Annotated in this window: 26 protein-coding genes; 18 read left to right on the top strand and 8 right to left on the bottom strand. The window is 68.6% G+C overall.

The window, feature by feature from the left end; all coding sequences use genetic code 11:
* Nucleotides 1–180: 180 nt before the first annotated feature.
* The 6 genes from SALPAC2_RS27320 to SALPAC2_RS0114325 all read left to right on the top strand — a co-directional run bounded on the left by SALPAC2_RS27320 (nucleotide 181) and on the right by SALPAC2_RS0114325 (nucleotide 4483).
* Nucleotides 181–342, top strand: a complete 162-nt coding sequence (locus SALPAC2_RS27320; protein WP_162561345.1) for a hypothetical protein — start codon at nucleotides 181–183, stop codon at nucleotides 340–342.
* Between the two features lie 85 nt (nucleotides 343–427).
* Entirely contained in the window at nucleotides 428–1348 is a 921-nt protein-coding gene (locus SALPAC2_RS0114345) for a phosphotransferase (RefSeq protein ID WP_018217334.1), read from the top strand.
* Between the two features lie 194 nt (nucleotides 1349–1542).
* On the top strand, nucleotides 1543–2469 hold the full coding sequence (locus SALPAC2_RS0114340; RefSeq protein WP_033661864.1) for an aminoglycoside phosphotransferase family protein: 927 nt from the start codon (nucleotides 1543–1545) through the stop codon (nucleotides 2467–2469).
* A 423-nt stretch (nucleotides 2470–2892) separates the two neighbouring features.
* Nucleotides 2893–3510 carry a DUF4097 family beta strand repeat-containing protein gene (locus tag SALPAC2_RS0114335; protein ID WP_018217332.1) on the top strand — a complete coding sequence of 206 codons (618 nt, stop codon included), beginning with the start codon at nucleotides 2893–2895 and terminating at the stop codon, nucleotides 3508–3510.
* Between the two features lie 323 nt (nucleotides 3511–3833).
* Nucleotides 3834–4166: an ArsR/SmtB family transcription factor gene (locus SALPAC2_RS0114330; RefSeq protein WP_018217331.1), complete on the top strand. Its 333-nt coding sequence runs from the start codon at nucleotides 3834–3836 to the stop codon at nucleotides 4164–4166.
* An 11-nt stretch (nucleotides 4167–4177) separates the two neighbouring features.
* Nucleotides 4178–4483 carry a hypothetical protein gene (locus SALPAC2_RS0114325; RefSeq protein ID WP_397540874.1) on the top strand — a complete coding sequence of 102 codons (306 nt, stop codon included), beginning with the start codon at nucleotides 4178–4180 and terminating at the stop codon, nucleotides 4481–4483.
* A 24-nt stretch (nucleotides 4484–4507) separates the two neighbouring features.
* Here the strand turns inward: SALPAC2_RS0114325 and SALPAC2_RS26215 are convergent, their stop codons facing one another.
* From SALPAC2_RS26215 to SALPAC2_RS0114310, 3 genes are all read right to left on the bottom strand, one after another.
* Nucleotides 4508–5173 carry a GOLPH3/VPS74 family protein gene (locus SALPAC2_RS26215; protein ID WP_162561343.1) on the bottom strand — a complete coding sequence of 222 codons (666 nt, stop codon included), beginning with the start codon at nucleotides 5171–5173 and terminating at the stop codon, nucleotides 4508–4510.
* 86 nt (nucleotides 5174–5259) lie between these two features.
* The gene (locus SALPAC2_RS0114315) at nucleotides 5260–6393 is read right to left on the bottom strand and encodes a TolB-like translocation protein (RefSeq protein ID WP_018217328.1); all 1134 of its coding nucleotides are present in this window, start codon (nucleotides 6391–6393) and stop codon (nucleotides 5260–5262) included.
* On the bottom strand, nucleotides 6390–6917 hold the full coding sequence (locus tag SALPAC2_RS0114310; RefSeq protein ID WP_018217327.1) for a SigE family RNA polymerase sigma factor: 528 nt from the start codon (nucleotides 6915–6917) through the stop codon (nucleotides 6390–6392). Before SALPAC2_RS0114310 ends, SALPAC2_RS0114315 begins: the two co-directional genes overlap by 4 nt.
* A 144-nt stretch (nucleotides 6918–7061) precedes the next feature.
* Here SALPAC2_RS0114310 and SALPAC2_RS0114305 point away from each other — a divergent pair, with 144 nt between their 5' ends.
* The 11 genes from SALPAC2_RS0114305 (at nucleotide 7062) to SALPAC2_RS0114250 (ending at nucleotide 18419) form a co-directional block, all read left to right on the top strand.
* On the top strand, nucleotides 7062–8555 hold the full coding sequence (locus tag SALPAC2_RS0114305) for an MFS transporter (protein WP_018217326.1): 1494 nt from the start codon (nucleotides 7062–7064) through the stop codon (nucleotides 8553–8555).
* A 145-nt stretch (nucleotides 8556–8700) separates the two neighbouring features.
* A complete protein-coding gene (locus tag SALPAC2_RS0114300) occupies nucleotides 8701–9387 on the top strand; it encodes an ABC transporter ATP-binding protein (RefSeq protein ID WP_018217325.1) in 687 nt (228 codons plus the stop codon).
* Nucleotides 9384–10952 (top strand): DUF6297 family protein, encoded by a 1569-nt coding sequence (locus SALPAC2_RS0114295; protein WP_018217324.1) that lies wholly within the window; start codon nucleotides 9384–9386, stop codon nucleotides 10950–10952. The genes SALPAC2_RS0114300 and SALPAC2_RS0114295 overlap by 4 nt, the downstream gene beginning before the upstream one ends.
* Nucleotides 10953–11142: 190 nt before the next feature.
* Nucleotides 11143–11688 (top strand): RNA polymerase sigma factor, encoded by a 546-nt coding sequence (locus tag SALPAC2_RS0114290; protein ID WP_033661855.1) that lies wholly within the window; start codon nucleotides 11143–11145, stop codon nucleotides 11686–11688.
* Nucleotides 11685–12551, top strand: a complete 867-nt coding sequence (locus SALPAC2_RS24845; protein ID WP_018217322.1) for a cupin domain-containing protein — start codon at nucleotides 11685–11687, stop codon at nucleotides 12549–12551. The genes SALPAC2_RS0114290 and SALPAC2_RS24845 overlap by 4 nt, the downstream gene beginning before the upstream one ends.
* A 30-nt stretch (nucleotides 12552–12581) precedes the next feature.
* Nucleotides 12582–13469, top strand: coding sequence for an ATP-binding cassette domain-containing protein (locus tag SALPAC2_RS0114275; RefSeq protein WP_018217321.1), 888 nt, complete (start codon nucleotides 12582–12584; stop codon nucleotides 13467–13469).
* Entirely contained in the window at nucleotides 13466–15046 is a 1581-nt protein-coding gene (locus SALPAC2_RS0114270) for a hypothetical protein (protein WP_018217320.1), read from the top strand. The genes SALPAC2_RS0114275 and SALPAC2_RS0114270 overlap by 4 nt, the downstream gene beginning before the upstream one ends.
* A complete protein-coding gene (locus SALPAC2_RS0114265; RefSeq protein ID WP_027657304.1) occupies nucleotides 15040–15723 on the top strand; it encodes a hypothetical protein in 684 nt (227 codons plus the stop codon). The genes SALPAC2_RS0114270 and SALPAC2_RS0114265 overlap by 7 nt, the downstream gene beginning before the upstream one ends.
* 276 nt (nucleotides 15724–15999) lie before the next feature.
* A complete protein-coding gene (locus SALPAC2_RS0114260; RefSeq protein WP_018217318.1) occupies nucleotides 16000–17247 on the top strand; it encodes an MFS transporter in 1248 nt (415 codons plus the stop codon).
* 135 nt (nucleotides 17248–17382) lie between these two features.
* On the top strand, nucleotides 17383–17568 hold the full coding sequence (locus tag SALPAC2_RS0114255; RefSeq protein ID WP_018217317.1) for a hypothetical protein: 186 nt from the start codon (nucleotides 17383–17385) through the stop codon (nucleotides 17566–17568).
* On the top strand, nucleotides 17565–18419 hold the full coding sequence (locus tag SALPAC2_RS0114250; protein WP_018217316.1) for an ABC transporter permease: 855 nt from the start codon (nucleotides 17565–17567) through the stop codon (nucleotides 18417–18419). The genes SALPAC2_RS0114255 and SALPAC2_RS0114250 overlap by 4 nt, the downstream gene beginning before the upstream one ends.
* A 34-nt stretch (nucleotides 18420–18453) precedes the next feature.
* Here SALPAC2_RS0114250 and SALPAC2_RS0114245 read toward each other — a convergent pair whose 3' ends face one another.
* The 3 genes from SALPAC2_RS0114245 to SALPAC2_RS0114235 form a co-directional block, all read right to left on the bottom strand.
* The gene (locus SALPAC2_RS0114245) at nucleotides 18454–19062 is read right to left on the bottom strand and encodes a mycothiol-dependent nitroreductase Rv2466c family protein (RefSeq protein ID WP_018217315.1); all 609 of its coding nucleotides are present in this window, start codon (nucleotides 19060–19062) and stop codon (nucleotides 18454–18456) included.
* Between the two features lie 349 nt (nucleotides 19063–19411).
* Nucleotides 19412–19738, bottom strand: coding sequence for a thiamine-binding protein (locus SALPAC2_RS0114240; protein WP_018217313.1), 327 nt, complete (start codon nucleotides 19736–19738; stop codon nucleotides 19412–19414).
* A 193-nt stretch (nucleotides 19739–19931) separates the two neighbouring features.
* A complete protein-coding gene (locus SALPAC2_RS0114235) occupies nucleotides 19932–20639 on the bottom strand; it encodes a DUF4386 domain-containing protein (protein ID WP_018217312.1) in 708 nt (235 codons plus the stop codon).
* Between the two features lie 185 nt (nucleotides 20640–20824).
* On the opposite strand from SALPAC2_RS0114235, the gene SALPAC2_RS24840 reads away from it, so the two are divergent.
* Entirely contained in the window at nucleotides 20825–23824 is a 3000-nt protein-coding gene (locus tag SALPAC2_RS24840) for an ATP-binding protein (RefSeq protein ID WP_033775283.1), read from the top strand.
* Here the strand turns inward: SALPAC2_RS24840 and SALPAC2_RS0114225 are convergent.
* Complete coding sequence (locus SALPAC2_RS0114225; RefSeq protein ID WP_018217310.1) at nucleotides 23775–24587, bottom strand: nucleoside-diphosphate kinase; 813 nt, start codon at nucleotides 24585–24587, stop codon at nucleotides 23775–23777. The genes SALPAC2_RS24840 and SALPAC2_RS0114225 overlap by 50 nt on opposite strands.
* A gap of 411 nt (nucleotides 24588–24998) precedes the next feature.
* Nucleotides 24999–25445: a hypothetical protein gene (locus SALPAC2_RS0114220; RefSeq protein WP_109745457.1), complete on the bottom strand. Its 447-nt coding sequence runs from the start codon at nucleotides 25443–25445 to the stop codon at nucleotides 24999–25001.
* Nucleotides 25446–25767 lie beyond the last annotated feature (322 nt).

Raw genomic sequence — 25767 nt, 5'->3', positions numbered from 1 at the left:
GCCGCGCCGGCCGCAACCTGTCGCGCTCGGCAGTGCTGGCGGGTGGCCTGGCGCTCGGCGCCGCGGGTTTCGGTGTTAGCAGGAGGCAGGCAACGATTCCGTAGCGGACAAAGTAGAACGGCAGCACCAGCAACCAAATCTCCAACGACGTAGATCCAAACAGGATCTAGCATCGTCGGCATGACGAAGCGACTGGTGCAGCTCAACATGAAGGCACGAAACGATGCCGCGTTGGGGCAATTCTGGGCGGATGTCCCCGGCTGGGAGATATCCAGTGCGGCGCTCGCCGTGACGAACCTCGAACCGGCAGGTTCGGATCAGGGTGACAAACATGTGGGATAGGCCAGAAAGCCTGAATGAGGATGAACTGCGCGCGGTGCTGCGTACAGGATGGTGCATTCGCGTCGAATCACTGACCCACCTTCCGGTGGGCTTCGGCAGTCACCATTGGTCGGCGACCGATCAGCGTGGCTCGGAGTGGTTCGTCAAAGTTGACGACCTCGGCTTCGTGGCGGACGGGCGGGACGAGGAGTTCGGCCGGCTCAGCCGCTCCCAGGAGACCGCCCTGGCCCTACACCACGACGCGGGACTTGGCTTTGTGCTCGCGCCCGTTCCGGCCGAGAACGGGGCACCGTTGTGGAGACTGTCGTCCCGGTACGCCCTGTCGGTGTTTCCGGCCATCGCGGGAACCGCCGGGCAGTTCGGCCCCCATCGGCGTGAGGAACTCGCCGAGGTGACCGGGCTTGTCGCCGAGGTGCACCGGGCCACTCCCGCGGTCGCGCAGCTGGCGCCCCGCGCCGACCTGCTGCTGCCCGGCAGGGACGGGCTGAACGCGGCCCTCGCCGACCTGGGGCGACCCTGGACCGGTGGCCCGCACTCCGCGGCTGCCCGGGAACTGTTACTTCGGCACGAGGAGCGGGTCCGGCAGTGGCTGGAGAGGTTCGACCAGCTCGTTGCCGAGGTACGCGGTGACGGGTCCGACTGGGTGGTCACCCACGGTGAGCCGCATCCCGGCAACGTCCTGCGCTCACCCACCGGGGCCTGGCTGATCGACTGGGCCACCGTGCAGCTGGCGCCCCCGGAGCGGGACGTGTGGATGCTCACCGACGCGTTCGCCGGAATGCTCCGGGAGGAACCCACGGGCGCGGACGCGCAGGTGCACTCCCGGTACCGCCGGATCAGCGGCCGTACCGTGTCGCCGGCCGGGATCGCCCTCTACCGGCTCTGGTGGCCGCTCGCCGACGTCGCTGCCTTCCTCGGCGACCTCCGCCGTCCACACGGTGACGGTGCGGACGCCGCCGCGGCGCTGAGGTACCTCACCGGCAACCTGGAGAGCGCGTTGGCCTGAGCCCGCCGCTGCGGCACCGAGCGAACCAGGGCATCGCTGGCTGGTCCTCCCGGTTGGTCCCGAGGCGTAGGCGATTCCGGAGCGTAGCGATGGTGCAATCACGATTGCCACTGTCCGGTGGTTAACCTGTGGACGCGCTGCGGGTTAACCACGACGATGTCCCGGACTGTGGCGACCCGGGAAAGGCGGAACGCATGGATCGAAACGCGATCACGCCGGATCTGATCCGGGAACTGCTCGAGGAGCAGTTCCCGCAGTGGGCGCAGTTGCCGATCCGACCGGTCGAACGGCCTGGGTGGGACAACATCACCATGCGGCTGGGCGACACCATGTCGGTTCGCCTGCCCAGCGCCGAGATGTACTCGGCGCAGGTGGAAAAGGAGCACCGTTGGCTGCCCAGCTTGCGCAGGTACCTGCCGGTGGACATTCCCCGGCCGCTCGGTCGCGGAGAGCCCGGTTCGCGCTTCCCGCGCCCCTGGTCGGTGTACGAGTGGCTGCCTGGTCACCACGCGACCGTTGATCGAGTACCGGACCTCGTGGGGCTGGCAGTTGAACTTGGTCGCTTCCTGGCTGCCCTCTACGCGGTAGATGGAACGGGCGGGCCGGCGGCGGGTCGGCACAGCTTCTACCGCGGCGCCAGCCTTTCCCACTGGGACGAGTCGGCGTGGACAGCGATCGACGCTCTCGCGGACGTTATCGATGCGCCCGGCGCGACGGAGGTGTGGAAGACCGCTCAGGAGAGCAGTTGGACCGGTTCACCGGTCTGGTATCACGGTGACATGAGCGCCGCCAATCTGCTGGTGCAGGGCGGCCGGTTGAGCGCGGTGATCGACTTCGGCACCTGTGGAGTCGGGGACCCGGCGTGCGACCTGGTGATCGCCTGGTCGTTCTTCCACGGCGACAGCCGTGCGGCCTTCCGGCGGGAAGTGAGCCTCGACGACGCCACCTGGGCGCGCGCCCGGGGCTGGATGCTCTGGAAGGCTGCCGTCACGCTGCAGCACGCCTTTGTCGAGACCCCCGACCTGATGGGATCGGCCGGCATGCAGTTCGGATGGCGCACCGGCGCGCTTCAGGTGATCGAGGACGTCCTGGCGGAGCATCGGCACGCGACGGCGCACTGATCAAGCCACCCCACGGTGTCGACCAGTGCGCCGTCGCCGTGGTTGTCGGAACGCTGCACCGGCATCAGGTAGACCGGTGCTGCTGGCTACCTCCGGGACCTTGCGGACGGCATTCATCACGCCTGTCGGCAGGGGGATGCTGGGCCTGACCAGGGTCTGATGAGGACGACCCGGTGCTCACCCGTTCGGTTAACCCGGACACGTGTCTGATTTCTTTGACAGGTCCTGGGGTTGCCTGTAAGGTTTTTCTTACACCTCACCGAGCCTTGGTGAGGGACGGCCTTACCTCTGGTTTAGGTGCGCTCGTTGGCGTTCTTTTGGCGCCGCGATCCGTGTTGCGTTGTGCCTGGCTTAGCGGGCCCAGGCTGGAGGCCGTCCGAATGTGGAACTGGGGAGTCCGGCAAAGCGACGAGGAGAGTTCGAATGAAGGCAAGTGTGAAAGGGCTCGCGATCGTGACGCTTGCGGTCCTCGTCGCGGGCTGTGAACCGGGCGGATCCAACAATAGCTCCGGGAGCACGTACGAGATCAGTGGTGAGGTTACAACCGTGACCCTGACGGGCCGGGGTGGCAACGTGACGCTTACTGCCTCGGACTCCGGTTCGGTCAGGGTTATCGAAGACCTTCGCTACTCTGACTCTGAGCCAGAGACGTCCCACAACGTTACTGGCAGTACGTTGAACCTGGTTGACAACGGTTGTGGCAACGATAATTGTTACGTTAATTATGAGATCGAGTTGCCCCGGCGCACCATGGTGAAGATTCAGACCGACGGCGGTGATATTACCGGTCGTGGCCTTGGCGCGGATACTACGGTAACCACGGCAGGTGGCGATATCGACCTGCAGTACGCCAATTCTGCTGACCTGGTTGACGTGACCAGTGCGGGGGGCAATGTGATGATTAAGGTGCCGTCCGGGCCATACGACGTGGACGCGAGCACCGACGGCGGCGAGCGTGCGGTCTCGGTGCAGGCTGTCGCTGGTTCCGTTCACAAGATCAGGGCTAGGTCCGGTGGTGGCGACGTCACGGTTGCTAGCTGATCAGCCGCAGACGAGGAAGCTGGATTCGCGAGTCACAGCCCGGTCCCGGACGGTCATGCCGTCCGGGACTGGGCTGCTTGCCGGCCATGATTGAGGGCCTCCTGACGTATGTCCGCTTGCCGTCGTTCGAGAGTGCAGTGCCGCGGTAGCGGTTTCACGCGGTCCGCGGTGTCGATCGGCTCTACCGCCGCTGAGCCGGGGGTCGGCCGTGACGCGGTGGAGAGGTTACGAACCCGCGGGCTCAGCGTTTGCTATGACCTGTCAGAACTTGTTGACACCCACTCGATGGATGTGCGAGGCTTTACCGGCGCCGGAAAGAGGTCATGTGGGTGGAAGTCACCGGGGATGATGTGTTGAAAATGTTGACGGCGCTGAGCAATCAACATCGCCTTAGGATTATTGGGATGCTCTCCAGTGAGCGGGAATATGTCAGCCGTCTGGCTGTGCGGTTAGGCATGGGTCGCCCGCTGCTGCACATGCATCTCGCACGGTTGGAGGCTGCAGGTCTCATTGAGGGGAGCCTCGAGCTGTCCGAAGGCGGCAAAGCGGTGAAGTTCTTCGAAGTCGCACCGTTCGCACTGCACCTCACGCCCGAGACGGTGGCGGAAGCTGTGAAGACCCTGACCGACCGGCGTGGCGAGAATGGCGCAGAGTAGTGAAGGCTGGGGTGAGTGCGTTGGCTTCCTTTGACGACGATTGGACGGGCGTAAGCGTAGGCGACGATTGGATGGGCGTCAGCGTATTAGCTGTTGGGTGCATCTCCGTCGTTCTTGTCGTGGTCGTGTGGCAGGTTGCCGCGACGTGGCGGGCGCGGATGCTCTCGGCGCGGGAAAGGCAGAATCAGGAGCTCGTCGTGAAGTGCGTGCGCCTGCTGGAGGAGAACGCGGAGCTGCAGCGGCGCACATTAGCCGAGATCGCTCAGGTACGGGAGGTGACTTCGGCGATGGAGAAGATGATGCGTGCCGTCGGGTGACAGCAAGGTACCGCTTTCGGTTGGCTAGTCATTTAGGTTCGTGACAATCTTGGCAACGGTCGGGCCCCATGGCCCGGCCCGCTTTTCGCTGATCAGTTCCGACAGTGCGCTAGCTGGCCAGCATGAACGGCGCATCGCAGTGAACTGGCGGTCCACGTCTTGAGCGGGTAAATCAGGCACCAGGCCCGAGCTCCAGCCCAGGGCGCTAACCAGCGCACAGAGGCTCGCAGTTCTTTGATCGATATTTCGGGCATCAAGTACTGCGAGCCTGAGGCTTTGCCGCACCTCGGCTAGGGAGGATTCACCCAGGGTGGTCACTTGAAATCGTTCAGCCGGAAGTAGGGAAAACCTCTTTCGGCTCGCTCGAGTCAGTTGTTCATCTCGTGTCAGCTTGGTGATCACGCGGGTTTGGATATCCTTGGTCAAACGAACGACCCAGTGCCGCGGGGCGCGAAGTTTTCGGTCTTGCTCGACCTCGCGAAGTGCCGCATCGTTCAAGGGGTTACTGGTTAGCTCCGCACTCCTGACCACGACGTTGCCCTGGACGTGGTCGAGTTTTTCGGCGACAGACAGGTCTGCCAGCAGCCCGGCCGCCAGGCCAAGCTCGAGATACTCTGGTGGGCCACGAAATGCGCCGTCTTCGCACAAGGCAAGTAATGCCAGTTCCTCAGTTAGCGAAAGTGCAGTCACCCGGCAATAATACCCCAATATTGGTAGTGCGCAATCACCAGTTAAAGTGCATCCCGTGTTGCCGTCGGCCAGGTGTGGGAACGGATTCAGGCTTGAGTGCCGGGTGCCTTGATGACCGCCTCCTGGGGTAGCGTGGTGATCTCCCGGAGGTGTCCGTCTGCCTGGACGGCTATGAGCGTGGTTGCCTGCTGACCTATCAGGGTCTCCACCTTGCCGAATAGGACATCGGATCCATCCGATCCGACCACGTACCAGTATTGGAACCGGTTGTCCCGGGACGGGATGTCCTGGCGGTCGGTAATCTCTCCGGCGGCGTTGACCCGCAGCACTGCCCTGGGGTCGGGCCCCTCGCCGGGATAGGTGGCGACGACCAGCGAGTATCCGCCACCAACGGCGGGGTGCACGGCGTTGTGCCACACCAACGTCTCGGTGGTGTCGAGCCATCGGGTCGCGTCGACGTCAATCGCGCGTGCTGCCGTTCCGGTGCCGGCAGTGAGGGTGATTCGAGTGCTGCGTTGCCGGTCTGGGCCGAGCAGGTCCGGCGTCGTGATCACCTCACCGGTCGGCAGCAACCCGACGATGCGGTCCTCCTCGGCGACGTCCACCGCGGTGCGGGTGCCGGTGTCGAGTCGCAGCACCGTGTACGTGTTGTCCTGCCCGTCGTGGTAGTCGCCGAGCAGTAGCCGGGACGAGTCCACCGACCAGGCCCAGGCGCCAACCCGACGTTGCGGCCCGGACGAAGCGACCGTCCAGACGCGGTCGCCGGTCAGATCGCGGATCTTCATGTCTCGGCCCGCCGGGTAGCTGAGCCACCGGCCGTCTGGGGAGAGCGATGTGTTGTTCGCGGTTATGCCGACCTCGTCCGAGGGCACGAGGTGGTGGGCGCCGGTAGCAAGCACGATCTGGGTCGTGCACATCCGACACGGTGCGTACACCAATGTGGCGGGACCGACCGCGGTCGCGGGTAGGGGCGTTGCGGCCGCCGGTGCTTCGGCGGACGCGGTGACACTGGGTCCGAGGGGCTGTGCGGGTGCCGGGCCCGAATCTGGGCGTACCGCGAGGACGGTGCCGATGGTGATCACGACCGTCAGCACCGCCGGCAACACCAGGATGCTGTTTCGCCGACGGCGACGCGCGACCGCGATCGCCCGTTCCGGGTCTGCGTAGCTACCGGCCTCCTCGGCGAGCTCACGGTAGGCGCTACGGAAGTCTTGGGTCATCTCCTTGCCTCCGATGCGGGATGCGAATCCAACAGGTGCGCCGGCTGTTTTCGGAGGCGTACGAGTGCGTCGTGCGCATGTCGCTTGACCGTGCCCACCGAACACCGCAGTAGTCGAGCGGTGTCGACCTCTGACAGATCTTCGTAGTACCGCAGGTACAGCACTGCCCGTTGACGGGGCGGAAGCAGCGCCAGCAGGCGCGCGAGCGCAGCCTGTTGGGTCACGTGGTCGGCGACATCCGACCCGCCCGACCGGTCCGGCACGCTGGCGCTTGGTAGCTCGATCGGGTGCCGTCGTCGATACCACGAACGGAGCTGGTTCACCATGACAGCTCGGACGTAGGCCTCGGGGCGGCCGTCGCGCTCGATCCGCCGCCAGTGCCGCACGGTCCTGGTCAGGGCCTCCTGCAGGAGATCCTCGGCTGCCTGGTGGTCACCGGTCAGTAGGTAGGCGGCCCGGGAGAGCGCCTGCCCCCGCGACAGAACGAACTCCCGAAATCCCGCGTACTGGTCCTGACCCGACATCTCTGCCCCCTGACCCGTATCCGCTACCTGTCTAACGCCGGTCGGTGGGAGGTGGGTTGAGTCGTTCGAGTTCACGAATGGAAATTCGGCGTGGGTGAGCGTCCTGGGCGCGCGGCTGTGGTCACATCATGGTAAGAAGCGTTCATGTCCCCGGCTCAGGCCGCAGGCCACCGTCGCAGTTCGCGGGTGCTGGCTGCGGCGGGATTGGCCCGAGGCCCGGCCGAGGTGCTGGACTTCCTTTTGCCGCTGTGGGCCGGCGCGGCGATGGGCGCGACGGCTGGCCAGGTCGGCGCATTGGCCGCGACCGAGGCGCTGCTGTCCCTGCTGGGTCGGCCGGCCGCCGGGGTCCTGGCCGATCGTTTCGACCGGGCGCGGGTGGCCGCGGTCGGTGCGATCCTCTTCGGGCTTTCACTCTTCGGGTACGCGCTTGCCAACAACCTTGGCGTGGCGTTCGGCGCTGCTGTCTGCGGCGGAATCGGTGGCGCGCTGTTCTGGGTGGCGCTGCGAGCGCGCGTCGGTGAGCACCTGCGCGACGATGCGGCGATCTTCAGTCGGCTGTTGTCTGCCGAGGGGACCGGCATCTGGATCGGCTTCCTCATCGCGCTGACACTCCTCGACAACGACCGGTACCAGCTGGTTTTCGCCACCGCCGGGGTTGCCTGCCTCCTGGCCGCGGTACTGCTCCTGTCCACCCCGACGCAGATCGGCGGGCGTTCGCGCGTCCAGGCCGACCTGCGACAGGTCACCCGCCGGCTGCGCCCACTGCTCGTCGTGGTGGCGGTCACCGCCACCGTCGAGTTCGGAGTATCTTTGCTGCTCTTGCTGCACCTACAGCGGGGCTTCGGACTCACCGTCGGTCAGATCGCACTGGTCTTTCTGCCCGGTTTCGTCATCCTCACCGCACTGCCACTGCGCCTGTACGCAGTCGTACGGCGGGTCGGACGCGCGGCAACCCTGACCTCGTCGCTGGTGGCGAGCGCCATCGTCGCCGTCGGGCTGGCCTTCGCCGCTAACCCGGTCGTCATTGGGGCACTGTGGGCGGTCTCCGCTGCTTGCTTGGCTGCGGCGATCCCGGTGGAGCAGACCGTCGCCGCCGAGGCCTCCGACGGCAGCCTCGGGCGCGGCATGGGTATCTACCAGAGCGCGACCCTGCTCGGCGCGGTCCTCGGCCCGCTGAGTGCCGGCGCGCTCTACCAGAGTGGTGGTTGGCGTGGGGCCTGCGTCGGCGCGGCCGTCGTGCTCGTGGCGGGAGCGGCGCTCGTCCCCGCCGCACTCCGCCGCGTCGGTGTACCGGACCGGCCACCGCCCCAGTCTGCGGACCTGGTGGCGACGCCGGCGGCGGAGACCGTGCCACCGGCGCCGCCACCGCAGCGCCGCCGCTCGCCGGCAGAGCTGCGGCGTCGCTGGACCGTCCGGGCGGCCGTGTTCATCGCCGGGCAGGTGGCCTTCGCGGCACTCGGCCACTCCTGGCTCGCGGCGGTCGCGAGCGGCCGGTTCACCCTGTGGGAGGCCGTCAACGGCGACCTTGGCGGCGCGCCGTGGCAGATGGGTGCCAGTAGGATCTGGCTGATCATCTTTTTGGTCGACTCGATCTGGACCTGGACCCGCCTGCTCCGCCACCGGCGGTCCGGGGCGTGAGTAACAGCCGGTGTGCGGGCGGGGCCCACCGATGCCGGCGCGGTGCGCCTGCCGCACCCATTTCCTGTCCACAAGTTCAGTAGTGTGCCCATACGCTTACATTCGGCGAAACAGCCGCACCGGAGGGCGGTGGGGAGGAAGGCCAGTGCTTCTCGAGAGCCGTGACCTGTCCGTGGGCTACCGGGGCAAACCCCTGTTCGAGGCCTTACGAATGGATGTCGACTTCGGCGAGGTGTTGGTGGTGACCGGCCGCAACGGCAGCGGCAAATCCTCGCTTCTCCGGTGCCTCGCCGGCCAGCAACGGCCACTCGCCGGCGCGGTAACGCTCGAGGGAGAGCCGGCCGACGACCGCCAGCCCCGCTTCCGCCGGTCCGTCGCCGCCCTCCTCGATGGTGGGGCGTGGTACCCCAACCTGACCGCCGCCGAGCACCTGAGCTTCGTCCAGCTGGTCAACGCCCCGATGCCGGACGGCTGGTTCACCGCCGCTGACCTGGCGGCGGCGCTCGCCCTCGACGGCTTCGCCAACACTGTTCCCGGTCAGCTGTCGTCCGGGCAACGCCAGCGGCTGGCGGTGGCCATGGCGCTGGCCCGGCCGAGCCGGCTGCTGCTGCTCGACGAGCCGGAACGGCACCTCGACGAGCCCGGCCGGGACGGCGTCGGCCGCCTGGTGACCGAGTACGCCGATCGTGGCGGCGCGGTCGTGCTGGTCACCCACGACGCCTCGCTCGCCGCCGGCCCGGGCCGGCGGACGCTCGCACTGGACCGAGACGCCGGCGCCGGACCGGCCGGCACGTCGGAACAGCGAACCCGTCCACGCGGCGGAGCACGATGAGCGTGGTGCGGGCGGCACCCGCCGACCCCGCAGCGTCCGACGGGTGGAACGGGCGGGCCAACCCAGCCGGGCCGGCCCGGCGGTGGCTGAGGCAGCGCCGCCGCGAGCACCGGGGCCAGGTCGGGAACCTCTACTTCCTGTCGTTGTCCGTCCTGGTGGGCATCGCGGTCGCGGCGGGTACGCTACCCCGGCTGCTCAGCGGTCCCGGTCGCGTGGCCGATCCCACGGCGGCCCCACCACTGCTCGCCGTGGGTCTGCTCGGATACGCCCTGGCCCTGACCTGCGCCGCCCGGTTCGGTCCCATCACCGCCACCCCGGCGACGTTGGCGTGGTGGTTGGCCGGTCCGGTCGACCGGCGGGCACTTCTGCTTCCCGGCGCCGCGATGGTGTTGTCGGTCGCCGCCGTCGTCGGTGCGCTGCACGGCGCCTTCGTGGTTACGGTGATCGGCGCGGCTGAACAGACGGCAGCGGCGCTGATGGTGGGTGCCGGCATCGCCGGCGGCGTGCTGACCGGGGCCCTCGCCGTCGTGGTCCAGACTTTGACCGACACCTCGGCGGCGGTGTTGGAGCGGGTCGCGGTGCTCCTCGGCGCGGTGGCCGCGGTCCTGACCATGGTCCGGACGTCGGTGCCGGCGGTGCCGGCGTGGGTAGGCCCGTGGGGCTGGCCGCAGGCCGCCGGGGACGGTCAGGACGGGGCCTGGCTGCTGTGGGCGGTAGCCATGGCCCTGGTGCTAGCCGCGGTCGCCGGGTGGCGGCTCGACCGGCTTCCCCTACGTCGGCTCGCCGCCGGCAGCACGCTGGGGGCGATCGTGGGCGTGGGACTGGTCACCGTCGACCCGGGCATCGCCTCCAGGGCCGCCGAGGAACGCCGGTGGGCCACCCGGCCTCTGAAGGGCGGTGGGCTGCCGAGAATCACGGGCCCCCGCGCCGTGGTCGGCCACGATCTCGTCGTGGCCCGCCGGTCGCCCGAGCATCTCCTCGTCGCCGGGGCGACGCTGCTCCTGCCGACCCTCTTGGGCGTGCTCACCGGCTGGGGCATCGCGCTGGCCGCCGGCTGGCTGCTGAGCGGGCTTGCCGCAGTCGCCCCGTCCACCGTCAACGCGAGACGGGACCGGGACCTGCCGGCATTGCGTCGGCTGCTCAACCTCCCCGGCCCGGCCCTGGTGGGTGCCCGGTCAGTGCTGCCGACGGTCCTCGCCGTCGCGTGGGGTGCGGGAGCCGGCGCCCTGCTCATGGCGCGGACTCCTGGCGCGGAGAGCTGGGCCTGGCCGGTGTTGGGCGCCGCCGCCGGGCCAGGACTGGCGGCGGGGGCGCTCCGGGCCGCACGACGCGGCGCGGTCCGCCACGAACTGCCGCCGATCGTCACCCCCATGGGTGTCCTGCCGACCGGCCCGCTGCACTGGACCGCGACCGGCTACGACATCGCCATTCTCTTCACCACGCCGACCCTGGCCGCTCTGATCACCGGCGCACCGGCCGCCATGATCCTGCCCCAGGTGATCATCTCGGTGGCTGGGGTGGTGACGTTCGTGCTCCTCGCCGGTCGGGTCGACCGGTCGAGGTAAGGGTGCCAGCGATTCGGTCGACCAGGACGGATCGCTCCACCCGGCTCGGCGGCTGCGCCAAGAAGTGTGCCGCGAACGCGTTCGCCCCAAGGTCCGTGGCGGAGCTCTACCCCGTCGACGCCGAGAGTGTGTCCGGCGTCACATTCGCAGGTCGAACCGTTCTGGCCGTAGCTGACGACGAGGGTATGTGATGGCCGACCAGAGGGAGACACCCAGTGATGCGTGTCTTGTGCGCGGCATCGCCGAGCGTGACCGGCGCGCGTGCGCCGAGCTCTATCGCCGGTATGCCCCCTGGCTTGCCGCCCGACTGGGTTTCCGCTGTTCGGATGAGGCGGTCATCGACGACGTGATTCAGGACGTCTTCGTCTCGATCTGGAGCCGGCCGCCGCGCGATGACGTCGATGATGTTGCCGGGTGGATCTGGCGGATCGGGTACCGGCGTCTGATCGATCTTCAGCGGGGGGCCGGACTCCGCGCCCGGCTGCAGCGCAGGCTCTTCGGTCAACGTCTACCGCACGAACCATCGGCAGAGGAATCGAGCCTCGACGACCTCGACGACGGGGAGCCCGCGCGGGCGTTGGCCCGGCTTCCCGTCGATCAACGGGCCGCACTGCGAGCCACCGCGGTTGAGGGCCTCACCATGGCGGAAGCCTCTCGCCTTCTCGGAGTGCCGGTCGGGACGATCAAGACTCGTGTGCAGCGAGCCCGTCGAAAGCTACGTGAGGAGTTGGGGTGACTCGAATCGGTGGCCGTCGGGATGACACGCGGGCCACGCCGAGCAGGCACATCGCGACCGAGTTGCTCCGAGAGTACGCCGAGGGTGGGCCGGCTGCCGGCACCACGACCGGTGTCGAGGGGCATGTCGATGGATGCCCGGAGTGCCGGGGCGAGCTTGCCCGGCTGATGCCAACGGCCCGCTTCGGACGGGTCTGGACCGCCGTCGAGGAAGCCCTGGACGAGCCGCGTCGCGGGCCTGCGGAAAGAGCTCTGATCTGGCTCGGTGTGGCTCCGGATACCGCCCGGCTGGTCGCCGTCACACCGGCCCTACGCTGGTCCTGGAGCATCGCGGCCGGGCTGGTGCTCTTTGTCGCCGCGCTCGTGGCCCGGTTGTCGCTACTCGACTCTCCCTCGCTGCCGCTGCTCGCGATCTCACCGATGCTTCCGGTGCTCGGCGTCGCCGTTTCCTTCGGACCAAGGTTCGACCCGACGTACGAGATCACTCTGGTCGCGCCCGTGCACGGATTCCGGCTCGCACTGCTGCGGACGGCGGCAGTCCTGACGGTGGCTGCCGCGCTGGCGGCGGCGGCGAGCCTGGTCCTGCCCGGAAGCGGTCCCGCCGCTCTTGCCTGGCTGCTTCCGATGCTCGCGCTCACGTTGGTGACCCTGGCGATGGCCACGCGGGTCGACCCAGTCATCGCGGCCGCAGTGACCGGCGCTGGCTGGGTGACACTTCTCCTCACCACAACCCACTTTGGCAGTGGCCGGTCGCTCCTGCTGACCACCATGGGCCAGGCGGCGGTGAGCGTGGTAGCAGTGGTGGCCCTCGTCGCGCTGGCACTTGCCCGCCGTCGATTCGATGAAAAGTTCACCGCGATCTGATCCCTGACCCGGAACGACCTGGAGGACGCGATGTCGCACGCCCTGGACTTCTCGGCGGGACAGCTCGTCACTGTCGAAGGACTGACCTTCCGCTACCGGCGGCAGACAGCTCTCGCCGGCGTCTCGTTCGCCGTCGGTGCGGGAGTGACCGGCCTGCTCGGGCCGAACGGTGCGGGGAAAACGTCACTGCTGCGGATTCTGGCCACCGCGGTGCCGCCGAACTCGGGCACCGTACGGATTCTTGGTTCCGACCCGCTCACGGCTGCCGGTCGGCTGGCGGTCCGCCGGCAGCTGGGATACCTACCGCAGCAGCCGGGCTTCTTCCCAAACTTCACCGCATACGAGTTCATTGACTACGTCGCGATTCTGAAGGAGATAACCGATCGTAGGCGGCGGCGCGAGGAGACGCTGCGGGTACTGGCGGCGGTCGGCCTCAGCGATGACCGGGGGAAGCGGATCAAGGCGTTGTCCGGCGGCATGCGCCAGCGAGTAGCTCTGGCCGCCGCGATCGTGGGTGACCCTCGGGTGCTCATCCTCGACGAGCCGACCGTCGGGCTCGATCCCGAACAACGTCTTCGGTTCCGCGAACTGATCGCGGAACTCGGTGCAGGGCGGACCGTATTGCTTTCAACCCACCAGACTGAGGACGTTTCGGCCCTGTGCCACCGGGTGATCGTTCTGGACCGCGGCGTCGTGCGCTTCGACGGCGCGCCGGCCCGGTTGACCGCAGCAGCCGAGAACCGGGTCTGGCACAGCGCGGAACGCAGTCCCCAGGCGGTGGTGGCCTGGCGTACCGGGGTGGGTGCCGTACGCAACGTCGGTGTCCCACCACCGGACGCCGATCTTCTCCCCGCGACCCTCGAGGACGGCTACCTGTTGCTTCTCGACCCGTCCACCGCTACCGAAGTTGCGGCATGACCGAGACCAATCTGGCGGTGCGTCCGACCTCGCCGGTGCCGCACCGCTCTCGGGACGCCGTTGGAGCGCTCTTCCGGATCGAGTCCGTTCGGCTGCTGCGCCATCCGGCAGTGCTGACCGGTGTCTTCTTCTACCTTGCACTGTGGGCCTACGAGTGGGGCACCGGGGCGCTTCTGCACCGCTACCCGATCCTGCAGGACGAAGACCGGTACTCGCAGGTGCCGCTGCTGCTGATCGCTGCCGGGGCGTTCGTGGGGAGTAACCTGATCGCCACCCGGGCCCAGCGCTCCGGTGTCGCCTCGGTCACCGACCTGTTCGCGCTGGCGCCCTGGCTACGTACCCTCGCCCAGCTCTTGATGCCGCTGCCGTTGGCGGTGCTCAGCGGGCTCCTCGTCAGCGTACGCATCGCGCACCTCGCCGCCATGCCGGGGGCAGTCGGGCAGCCATCCCCGCTGGAGATGGCGACCGGACCGCTAATCGTTCTGCTCGCCGGCGTCGCCGGGGTCGCGGTGGGACGGCTGACCCCGATGGTCAGCGTCAGCCCGCTGGTGATTCTCGGCATGGCGGTCTTCACGCTTGTCGGTACGGTGACGCTGAGCCGGCCGATGCTCAAGTGGTGGGGTCTCGTCGCGATAGAAGACGAGTTCGAGCCGCCGCTACCGGCGGACCTCATGTACCGACCCGTGGCGATGCACCTGGTCTACCTGGCCGCCTGCGCCGCCGTGTGTTGCGCGACGGCTCTCGCGCAAAGTGGTATCCGTCGGCGGGTCGGCGTGACCGCAGTAGGCGTCACGACGGTGCTTGCCGCGGTCGCCGGGGCGGCGCAGTCGGTGACGTTGCCCGAGGACATCGCCTCCCGTCGAACGGCCGCCGAACGGCAGCCTTCCCCGCAGCAAGTGTGTCAGACGGTGAATGTGGTTACGTACTGCGCATTTCCTGACTTCGAGGGGCGGATAGGGCAGTGGTCGAAGGTGGCCGACGGGGTGCTCCGGCACACGCCGCCCACGGCCACCGAAAACCGCTACGTCGTCCGGCAGCGCCTGCTGTTCGGTACCGCCAGCGGAGGGATCAGTCTCTCACCGCCGCTCGCCGCCTGGGCAGCGGACGACGCGCAGGCAGGAACTCCAGGCTCCGTACCCATCGGCACGAAGTGGGGCACGGACCAGATCGGCGGAGGCGCAATGCTCAGCTTTGCCGGACACTTCGCTGCACGGGTGGTCACCGGCGATCCGCCAACCGAGGAAACCGCGCTCTCCGTATGTGGGTCGCGCGCCGTTGTCGTGCTGTGGCTCGCCGCAACGGCGACGGAGGAGACCGCCGCGGCGCTGCACAGCCTGCTACCACGAACCGGCGGTAGCGTCGTACTTCCGCTGTTGGGCTCCTCCCTCGCTCTGTCGATCGGCCGGCAGGAGGTCCTCATGGTCAGATCGCTGTTGGACAGGCCAGCCGACCAGGTAAGTGAGCAGGTAATCGCCAACTGGGACGAACTGACCCGGCCAGAGACCGACACGGAGCGGGCGGCGAGGCTGCTCGGCACCCGGGTGCAGGGTGCCGTAGCTGAGGGGGCCCGATGCTGACCACAGTGTGGCTCCTGGCGCCGCACCTTGCTCGGTCCAGCCGGAAAGCCCCGGTAGTGCTCTGTGGCGTGCTTGCCGTCGCACTCGCTGCACTGCCGCTGACGGCCTCCTACCAGCTGGAGATCCCGTACGCAGTCACCCTGATCCGGGTGGTGGCGGTGACCGTGGCCCTCGGCGTGGCATTCGCGCTGGATGACTCCGCCAGCGCGACGACGCGGGTGACTCCCACCTCGCGCCGTCTGGTGCACCTGACGCGGATCGCGCTGTCGGCCCTTCCCATGGTGTCGGTGTGGGCCGCAGGACTCCTGCTCTGCCGGATGGCGGTGCCGGCGAACGCGCGTCAGTATCTGCCGGTCGGCGGTCTCGCCCTGGAAGCAGCGGCGCTGATGGCGACGACCCTGGCGCTCGCGGCGGTCGCGGTCACGGTCTCCGCCACCACCCACGGCGGGCTTACGGCCACGCCCGGTCTACTCCTCGCGACGACGGCCATGACCCTGCTGCCGGATGGCCTGCAGCCGTTCGCGGGCCCCGAATCGGCGCGCTGGGAAGCGTCCCGATGGTTCTGGCTGATCCTCCTTGTCGGGGCGATGTTTGTCCTGGGCAGCGTCCTCCGCGATGCGCGGCGCCGCCCGTCGGCAGCGGCGGGCACGACTGCCGTCAATGTCTCCATCGCGTGATCGCCAACGCTCGTTCACCGCGGGAAGCAGACCCCAGCCTTCACCTCGCTGACCAGCGACCGGCGTAGACCGCGACCCTGATTCGCGGCGCTGCCACGGGACACGTCCGAGATGTTGTGCAAACCGGCTGCCGGCGACGGGCGGTCTTGCTCCGGGCCGGCCACGACACGACAATCTGCTGCGGTGGGCGTAAATGCTGATGTATTCGGTGTCGGGTCGAGTGGTGACGACTACCTGATGGGGTTGCTGGCGATACCGAGGAAAGGGTGACTGGCTTTGCGCGCGTACCGCGAGCTGCTCGGCACGCCGGGTGCTGCCCTCTTCGTGTCCGCCGGCTTCGTCGGTCGGCTGCCGATGTCGATGCGCAGCCTCGGCTGCCTGCTCATGATCTCCATTCAAACCGACTCGTACGGCCTCGCCGGCGTGGTCACCGCGGCGCTCACGCTGGCGCAGGCGGTCGCCGCCCCGGCGTTGGGGCGGGCCGCCGACCAGGTCGGGCAGCGGATCGTCATCGCCGTCTCGGTGCTCGTGCACGCCTTCGGGATGGTGGCGCTCGTAGTCCTGGCCGGCCGATCCGCCCCGGCGTGGACGTTGATCGGCTCCGCCGCGCTCGTGGGGGCGTCGGCCCTGCCACTCGGCTCGCTGGTCCGGGCCCGGTGGACGGTGCTCGTCGATTCGACCCGGGTGCCGACGGCGTACGCCCTCGAATCCATCCTCGACGAGGTCATCTACGTGGCCGGTCCGGTGTTGGTCACCGCCCTGGCGGTGGGGCGGTTCCCGGCGGCCGGGCTGCTGTGCGCCCTGGCGCTCACCGTGCTCGGCTCGCTTGCGCTCGCCGTCCAGCGGCGCACCGAACCGCCGCGGGCGCCCCAGCAGCGGCGGGCGAGTGCGGTCCGCGCCCGGGGCATGGGTGTCCTGCTCACCGTCTATGTCGGTCTCGGGGTGTTTCTCGGTGCGGTCGACGTCGCTGTGGTGTCGTTCAGTTCCGAGCGCGGCGTCACCGGCGCCGCGGGCGTGCTGCTCGCGCTGTTCGCGGTCGGCAGCCTCGTCGCCGGGCTGGTGTACGGGTCGGTGCCGATCGACCGGATCACGTCCCTGCAACGCCTCGTGGGATCAGCCGCCGCGCTCTGCGTGGTCGCCGTACCGATGGTGTTCGCGGACACCGTGCCGGTGTTGGCCGTCGGCATCGCACTCGCGGGTGTCGTCGTGTCACCGATCCTGATCTCCGGAAGTTCGCTGGCCGCGTCGCTGGTGCCCCGCGCCGCGTTGACCGAGGGGTTCGCCTGGCTGTCCAGCGCGGTGACGGTCGGCTTGGCCGCCGGAGCTGCCGTCGGCGGCCAGGTGGTTGACGCGACCGACAGCACCGCCGCGTTCCTGCTCGCGGTGGTGGGTGGCTTCATCGGGGCGCTCGCGGCTGTTCTCGGGCGCCGTCGCCTCCGGCCTCGGTCCACTCCGATCCCCGGCACCGGCCCGGTGGTGGCCGCTACCGCATCGACCTCGCTCCACAGTCCTGATCGCCCTTGACGGGCGCCGGCTCGGACCTCGCACCGAGCACGGCGTGCAGTGACTCGTCGTGCGGTCATCGGCTACTAGAGTGACCACGGGATGTAGCAGATGTACTATCATTCGTACAAGGAGACCTAGCGGAGGGCGTAGTTTATGGCGAGCGTGCAGAAACTGGAGGAGGCAGCGCCGACCGTCGGTCCGCCGGACGAGACGGTCCCGATCGAAGCTCGCGACCTGCGTGTGCGGTACGGGCAGCAGGATGTCCTCGCCGGGGTTGTCGTCGAGCGCCCCGAGGTGCTGACCGAGGCGGCAGCGTCCTGCGAGGGGACTCGGGCGTGAATCCGACGACCTATGCCGTACGCCTCGGGCTGCGCCGAGGCTGGATCGAGTTCCGGCAGAGCCTGACGAACGTGGGTGACATGGCCTATTGGTTGCTGCTGGCGGCCGTATTCCTGACGGTCCTGTTCTTCCAGCGGGACTCGACGGTCGAGGGGACTGATCTGTCGCTGGCCACCGTCGTGATGCCGAGCCTGCTCGGCGGCCTGCTCGCCTTCCAGACGGTGGGCGGCGCCGCGTACTCCTTGGCGGCCGACCGGGAGGACGGCACGCTGCTACGGGCCAAGACCATCCCGCAGGGCGTCCTCGGCTACCTGAGTGGACGGGTGCTCGGCCTGTCGATGAACACGCTGCCCCTGCTCGTCCTCATCCTGGTGCCCGGCCTGCTGCTGGTGGATGGGCTGGCATCCCTGCACGTCAGCAGCTGGCTCACCCTGCTCTGGGTGTTCGTGCTCGGGCTGCTGGCCACCATGCCGCTGGGCATCATCGTCGGGTCGCTGGTGAAGGGCCCCCGGGCGGCGAACACCTGGGTCACCTTCCCCACGATGGCCCTGACCGGCATCTCCGGCATCATCTATCCGATCCAGAGCCTGCCGGTCTGGGTGCAGAACATCGCCCAGGTGTTTCCGGTCTATTGGCTCGGGCTCGGCACCCGGTCGGTCTTCCTGCCCGACTCGGCCGCCGCAGTGGAGATCACCGGCAGTTGGCGCCAGTTGGAAACGGCGGGGGCGCTGACCGCCTGGGCCATCATCGGCCTTCTGCTGGCGCCGATCGTGTTGAGCCGCGCCGCACGCCGTGAGTCAGGTTCGAAGATGCAGGACCGCAAGCAGGAAGCCATGAAACGTGTCGGCTGAGCACCGGTGACGCTCGCGGGCCGCGGTGTAGGCACTACCCGCCGAACTGCGGCTCCGCGTGCGGTCGCCCCTTCAGCTCGTGAAAACCCGCCACACCGGCGACCAGCACCGCGCCGTCAAAGAGCCGGCCCGCCTCCTCGCCCCGCGGGATCCGCGAGATCACCGGCCCGAAGAAGGCGACCCGGTTCCCGTCCGTGTCGTCGGCGGCGATGATCGGGGTCCCGATATGGTCGCCGACCAGGGCGATTCCCGCCGCGTGCGACGCCCGGACCGCCTCGTCGAACTCGCTCGTCCCCGCCGCTGCGGCCAGGTCCGCCGGGAGGCCGGCGTCGGCCAGGACATCGCCGAACTCGGCCCACTCGCCACCCTCGTGGACCCGCTTTCCGTACGCGGTGAAGAAGCGGGCCAGTCCGTCCGGGCCGTGCCCCTGCTCGACGGCCGCGCAGACGCGTACCGGGCCCCACAGGTAGCCCTCGGTGTCACCCTCCGGGTCGACCTCTCGGTCTTCGTTGAGCACCGAGAGGCTCATCACGTGCCAGCGGATCTTCAGCGGGCGCACCGTCGCCGCCTCGACGATCCATCGCGACGTGATCCAGGTGTACGGGCAACTCGGGTCGAACCAGAAGTCCACTGACCGATCCACCGCCGGGCACCCTCCTTCGTGCATCCAACAGCCACAGCCTGGCCGTGGCCTCGCGTGTGCCGCTGAATGCTGACGTGCTTCGGACAAGTGGTCAAGTATCTGTTCGTCCGGGCATCGCATCACCCGCCTTGAACTCGGCTACTCGGCACGCCCCGGAGAAGCGGGACGTCGGCAGTTCGCCGCCCCACCACTGTCCCTGATGTCAGTTGAGCACCTCACACCCGCCATCGAAGACCGGGCGTTGGAAGTGCAGATGTTGCTCGCCGACCGCGGGCAACACCGCGCCCCAACCGCGGAAGATCAAGCTAGTATCCGCACGACCCGGCCCGACCGCGGACCCACCACGAGATTAAGCTGATGACTTTTCTTCGTGACCAGATGCAAGGTATCGGTCGACGGCTTCCATTCTGGCCGTTATGGCGTTCGATTTATATTGGTGGTAATCCATTTTAATGACTGTGCTGACCCGCGGCGACCGCAATGCCACCGCATCGACTGCGTCCTTGACCACCTCGAACACCTGATCCCAGGTCTCGCCCTCGATCAGAGTAAACATCGCATCGGTGTGGTTCGGTAGACCCGAGGCGCGGACCACGCGTACGGCTTCAGCCACAAGCTCACCGATGTCTTCGCCGACGTCGAGTGGAGTGACCGAGAACGCGACCAGAACGGGCATAGCTGCATCCTCCAAGCTTGGCGAAGCTGGCCTGCTCAGCGTATCTGCAAGGAGTCGGTGGGGAAGCTGAAGCGCAGACTGAAACCAGTGTTACTGGAGTGGATCCGCGCTGGAGTATCCCCGGTGACCCGACGCTGGCTGGGCCGAATCGAAGGCCGCCAACCTTCGTTCATGATCGAGTTGAGCTGCTTCGTCATGCTGTTCTCACTTCGTCGCTCTCCTTTGCGCCGGTGAAAGGGGCGAAGGCGGGGTCCGTGGACCGTAGGCCCTTGATGAGGAGCCAGCCACCGGTGGCGATTTCGAAGGCGAGCATCGGCAGCCACAGCAGTATTCCGGCGCCTTCGGCGGTAACGGCGCCGGCGGCGCTCTGCACGGGGACGCTGACGGCGAGCAGCAGCGATGCGAGCAGGCCGAGGCTGGCCAGCGGTCGGGGGATCGCGCGGGACCGCAGCAGTAGGTAGGCGAACACGGCACTGCCGACGGCGAAGAAACAGGCGCCGACGTTCGTGCTCCACGCGGCGATGTCGACCGTCGCCGCACCCAGTTCCCGGGCGCTGTCCGTGCGTTGCCCGCTGAGCGACAGGAGCAGCATGGCACCGAGGATCTGAACCGCGTAGAGTCCCGACTCCACCGCCCGGCAGGCCAGGGCGAAAGCAGCCAGGGACGGGTCCTGTCGGCGGGTGATGGCGTGCAGCATGGCGGCCAGACCCAGCGTGGCGATGCCGGCGATGGCCAGCAGCACGATGCTGAGCCGTACCCCGGACGGGTGTGTGGCGATGTCGTCGAGCCGTTCCGCGATGCCGCCGGTGCCGCTGCCGGCAGCAGCCGAACTGGCCAGGACGACCGCGATGACCAGTAGGAAGAGAGCGCCGGCGAGGCGGGCGGCGGACCGGTCGGACATTGTTCCTCCAGCAGTATCGTGGCAACCCTGGGTCGGGCTGCGGCGGGTTCGAGCGACGGGCGGCGACCTGCCTCCCGCGATCGAGGTGGACCGATCGTGCCGGGCAGGCGTTGGACCGGCGTTGTGCCGGCGTTGCGAAAATGTTGAGCTGCGGGTCGGGGCGGGTATCGGACGCGGGAGTGGCGATGGCAGGGCCGGCGGTACGCATCCGGTTGCTCGGCGGAGTCGAGGTGTTGGACGGCAACGGCGCCGCCGTCGACATCGGGGCGGGTAAGTGCCGTGCGCTGCTGGCGGCCCTGGCGTTGCAGCCCGGCGTGGCGGTGCCGGACTGGCGGCTGATCGATCTGCTGTGGGGCGAGCAACCACCCCGTACCGCCGTTCGAACCCTGCAGTCGTACATCGCTCGGCTACGGGGTGGTCTGGGCGCCACGAGGATTGTGCGCTCGGGTGCCGCGTACCGTCTCGATGTGCCCGCCGATGCGGTCGATGTGATCCGGTTCAGCCGGCGGGTCGAGGCCGGCGACCTCGCCGGGGCGCTCGCCGAGTGGACCGGCGACCCGCTGGCCGGGGTGCCGGTGCCCGGCCTGGCTGCCGCCGTGGACGGCCTGGTCGAGCGGTGGCTCGGCGTGGTCGAGGCCGATCTCGCCGCCCGGGTGGACGTGGACGCCGCAGCGACCGTGGGGCCGTTGACCGAGTTGAGCGCGCGGTATCCGTTCCGGGAGGGCATCTGGGCGCTGCTGATGACAGCGCTGTACCGGGTGGGCCGGCAGGCCGACGCGCTGGCCGCGTACCGCACTGCCCGTCAGCGGCTGATCGAGCACCTGGGTGTGGAGCCCGGGCCGCGACTGCGCCGCCTGGAGTTGGCGATTCTCGGCCAGGACCACCGTATCGGCGGCGCGCGGCGGCCCGAGCGGGTCGACCGGCTGCCCCGGCGCACCGTACGACTGCTTGGCCGTGACGCTGCCCTCGACCTCGTCGGCCGGTCGTTGGTCGAGAGCCCGGTGGTCACCCTGGTCGGGCCGGGCGGTATCGGCAAGACCGCGCTCGCCGTCGCGGCCGCCCAACGGGCCCGGCTGGAGCACGGCGCCTGGCTGGTCGACCTGACCGAGATCACGACGGACCAGGACGTTCCCCAAGCTGTCGCCGCGGCGGTACGCGTCGAGGAGGGCCCAGGCCGGTCGCTGAGTGAGTCCATTGTGTTGGCCTTGAGTTCCCTCCGGGCGCTGCTGGTGCTCGACAACTGCGAACACGTCGTGGACGGCGCAGCCCGCCTAGCCCAGGCCGTCGCGGACGGCTGCCCGCAGGTGCGGGTGCTGGCCACCGCCCGGGAACCGCTCGGCCTCAACCACGGTCACGAACGGCTGGTCGCCGTGCCACCCTTACCCGCGGCCGGGGCCGGCGCCGACCTGTTCGCCGAACGTGCGAACGCGCTGACCGGCGCGGCGGGCACGACGGACGCCGTACGGGAGGTGATCGAGGAGATCTGCCGCTGCCTCGACGGGCTTCCCCTCGCCATCGAGCTGGCCGCCGCCCAAACCGTCAGTCACACCCCGCAGGAGATCCGGGAGCGTCTCGACGATCAGCTCGGGCTGCTGGTCGGCGGGCGGCGGACCGGTGCGGACCGGCACCGCACCATGCGCGCCACGATCGAATGGTCCTACCGGCTGCTCACCGCGGCCGAACAGGACCTGCTGCAACGGCTGTCGGTGTGCACCGGCCCAGTCGACCGGGCCGGAGCCGCGGCCGTTGCCGCCGGCAGCGGCCTGAAGGTCAACGATGTGCTGCACCGCCTCGTACAGCGCTCGATGGTGGCCGCCGAACCCGGCCCGTTCGGCCAGCGGTTCCGGTTGCTGGAGCCAGTACGCCAGTTCGCCGCCGAGCACCTCGCCGCCGGACCGACGGCCGCATCCGCCCGGGCCGCACACACCCGATACGTACGGGAACGGGTGGTCTCGCTGCACGACCAGCTCACCGGCCTGGCGGAAGCCCAGGGGGTCGCCCGGCTGGACGAGCTCTGGCCCAACCTGCGCGTAGCGGTTGACCGGGCTTTTGCCTGCGGCGACTACCGCCTCGCCCATGACCTGTTCCGGCCGGTCTGCACCGAGGCCGCCCGGCGGCACCGGCACGAGATCGGGCAGTGGGCGCAACGCCTCCTCGAACAGGCACCGGCCGAGGAACGGACGCCGGCCGAGGACCGGACGCCGGCCGAGGACCGGCTGCGGGTCGAGGACCGGCCGCGGGTTGTGGCCGGCCTGATCGCCGCCGCGTCCCGCTATCACGTCCGTCAGGAGCCGGCCGGGTTCGACACCCTGGTCCGGCAGCACTGCGATCCGGACGACCCGGTAGCCCGGCACCTACGGGCCAACGTCCACGACGACTACGCCGCGCAGATCCACACGGCGCCCCCGGCGCTGGCCGAGCTGCGCCGGCTCGGCGCCGAGGATCTCGCCGCGCAGGTCGAGGTCGACCTCGGCGTAGCGTTGGTTTTTCAGGGGCAGTACGCACGCGGCGAAGCCCAGCTCACCCCGCTCATCGACCGGTTCCGCAGCCACGGCCCGCCGACCCTGCTGCACTGGACGCTGATGCTGCTCGGATTCTCCGCCGCCTTCCAGGGGCGACGGGCTGCCGCGGACCAGCTGTTCGACCAGGCGCTCGACGTGCCGCTGCCGGCACGCACCCACTCGCCGAACCAGTCNGTGCGCGCCCAGGCACTGTTCCGGCGCGGCGACCGCAGAGCCGCCTATCAGCTCCTCCGTGCCCACGTCGAAGAACTGCTCGAGGCCGACAACATGCACGCCGCCTGCGTGGTCATGATCAGCTTCGTCGCGATGATGACGGCAGTGGCACGCTTCGCCGACGGCGCCCGGATCCTGGCCTTCCTCGACACGACCGGCACGCTCGACAACGCAGCCTGGGCGGCCATGGTCGCCGACGCCCGGGAAAAGCTCGCCGCCGTTGCCCCCGTACCGACTCGATCCACGATCGTAAGTCAGCGGCAAGCCCTCGCGATGATCGGCGAGACTCTCGACGACCTTCTTGTCGAACAGACCAGCCCGGCCAATCGGCCCGGATTCCGGCGAACAGATCCCGTTCCGGGGCCGGGGTTGTGGGCTCTCCGTCAGGACGGGGCATGCATCACGGGGTCTCCAGACAAAGATCGAGGTAGCGCAGGGTGGTGTATGTGAGGTAGGAGGGCCAGGGGTCGTCGTCGATTCTGGTCCGATCTCGCCATCCGTCCCACGTCGTCTCGCCCGTGCGGATACCAGCCAGGATCCGGGCCGTGCCCGGCGACGACGAAGCCGCGATTTCCTCGACCGCCCGGGTCGCCACCCGCAGCGCATGGGGTCGCGGGCCATCCGAGTCCGCCGGCCAGTCCACCCCGGCCAGCGTCGCCTCAGCCACGCCTGCTTCCGCCGCCCACCGGAGGAGAACACCGCCGACAGTGCTCCATAAGGGAAATGGCGTGGGCGGTCGAGTGGCAGCAGCCGACAGCTCAGGCTCATCGAAGACAGGGCCGTCATCGAAGAGGACGCGGGACTCCCTCCGGACGCTCGCCGGGTCGTCCGCGGAGTGCACCAGATTGAAGATGGGGTTCAACGCACCGAGATCTGCTCGCATCGTGCCGGGCTGCGCCTGCGACGGACGGAAGTCGCCCTTGAGGTGCCCGGACACGAGGCTCGCCGCCGGGAGGTCTCCGGCCGGACCGCGCAGGAGAAGGCTCTGTACCGGCCCCAGGGTGTACAGGACGGCGTTGAGGTGCCAGTCGAGCCGACCACCACTGCGGGTCGTACGGTAGAGGTTGGCCCGGCACTCGGCGGACAGCAGGAATTGCCGGAATCCGACCGGCTCGAACCCCCGCTCGGCCAGCCAGCGCAGTAGCGGGCCGGTCAGCTGCTGCCGTACCGCGTCAGGCTTCAGCATGACCAGTGCCAGTCGTTCGTCGTCCACGCACCTACTCCTGAATCTTGTCCACTCTCAATCTCGGCCCGCGCCGTGGTGCGGGAAGCCGGGACTGTGCCGCCGCGTACTCCACCAAGGAGCAAGATTCGAGGATGGTAATCCCCGGTTCGCACAGTTGACGCGGCACTGCTGCGGGCCAGGATGCTGGTCCCCGAATCGAGGTGGGCGGGCTGGGCCGACGCGCCATGCATGACCTACTATTCGTTGGATGGCAGCTGGAGCTGAGCGGGGCATTGACCGGATCGGTCGAGCCGTCGGCGTCATCTCGTTGACCGTCCTGGCCGTCACGCTGGTAGCCGCGCGGACCCGGAGGGCTTCCCAGTAGGGTTCGAGTCGGTTCGCGCCGAGAGCCGTCGATGTGAGGACGAGGAAGTCCCGTCTGCCGGCGTGCCATGGGGGTCATGCCAGACATCTGACTCGGACCGCGACAGGCATCTGCTGGATGCCACCGGTGTCCCAGTCAATGACGGTCAACTCAGCGCGGCGGTGGTACATGGAAACTGAATCGCCGCCCTCTTCAGCAAGACAGGTCGGATAGGTGCGACCTGAGTGACTCGTTCCCGCAGCGTCCTGCCAATCGTATGCGATCACGGAGTAGAACTCGGTCCGATCGTTTTGCTTACGGACGACGCCATCCGTCTCGAACGCGATCAGTCGCGTCTCCTCGTTAGACCAGGTGACGGTCCCCGTCAACACGACCGCGGTCGCCGAATGCCGCTCACGCGCCACCCCCACGCGATAGCCGCCGAGCCCGGCGATGACCGCGGCGATGACCGCGAGCGCTATCGACACCCGCGCACGCCGAATCTGACCGGTAAGACGTTTTACTCCCATGATCGACATCATGGCAGGGGTATGGCAGCGAGGCACGGTTGCCCCATCTGGTGAACACCTCCTGCTGGTGACGCAGCACGTCGATGTCGCAGATCGCCGCACCCGAACCGCCCGCGGTCGCCCGCAGATCCCTCGACCGCGCCGCAAGCCGCACCTTGGGAGTGCCTCGCTCGAACGGAAACCTGTAGATGTCGCAAGCACGAGTGTCCTTGCAGGGCAGGCACTTCCGCTCATCTACATGCCGACGAACGGCGCCTTGCAACGATCACCGTGAATTTCTCGGGCTAGTGCCTCGTCATGCAGCCTTGAACGGATCCTTCGCCGTCCTGGTGAT

The sequence above is a fragment of the Salinispora vitiensis genome (assembly GCF_000378825.1).
Taxonomy (GTDB): domain Bacteria; phylum Actinomycetota; class Actinomycetes; order Mycobacteriales; family Micromonosporaceae; genus Micromonospora; species Micromonospora vitiensis.
Note: the sequence above shows the minus strand (reverse complement) of the source record. Positions and strands in the feature narration are given on the sequence as shown.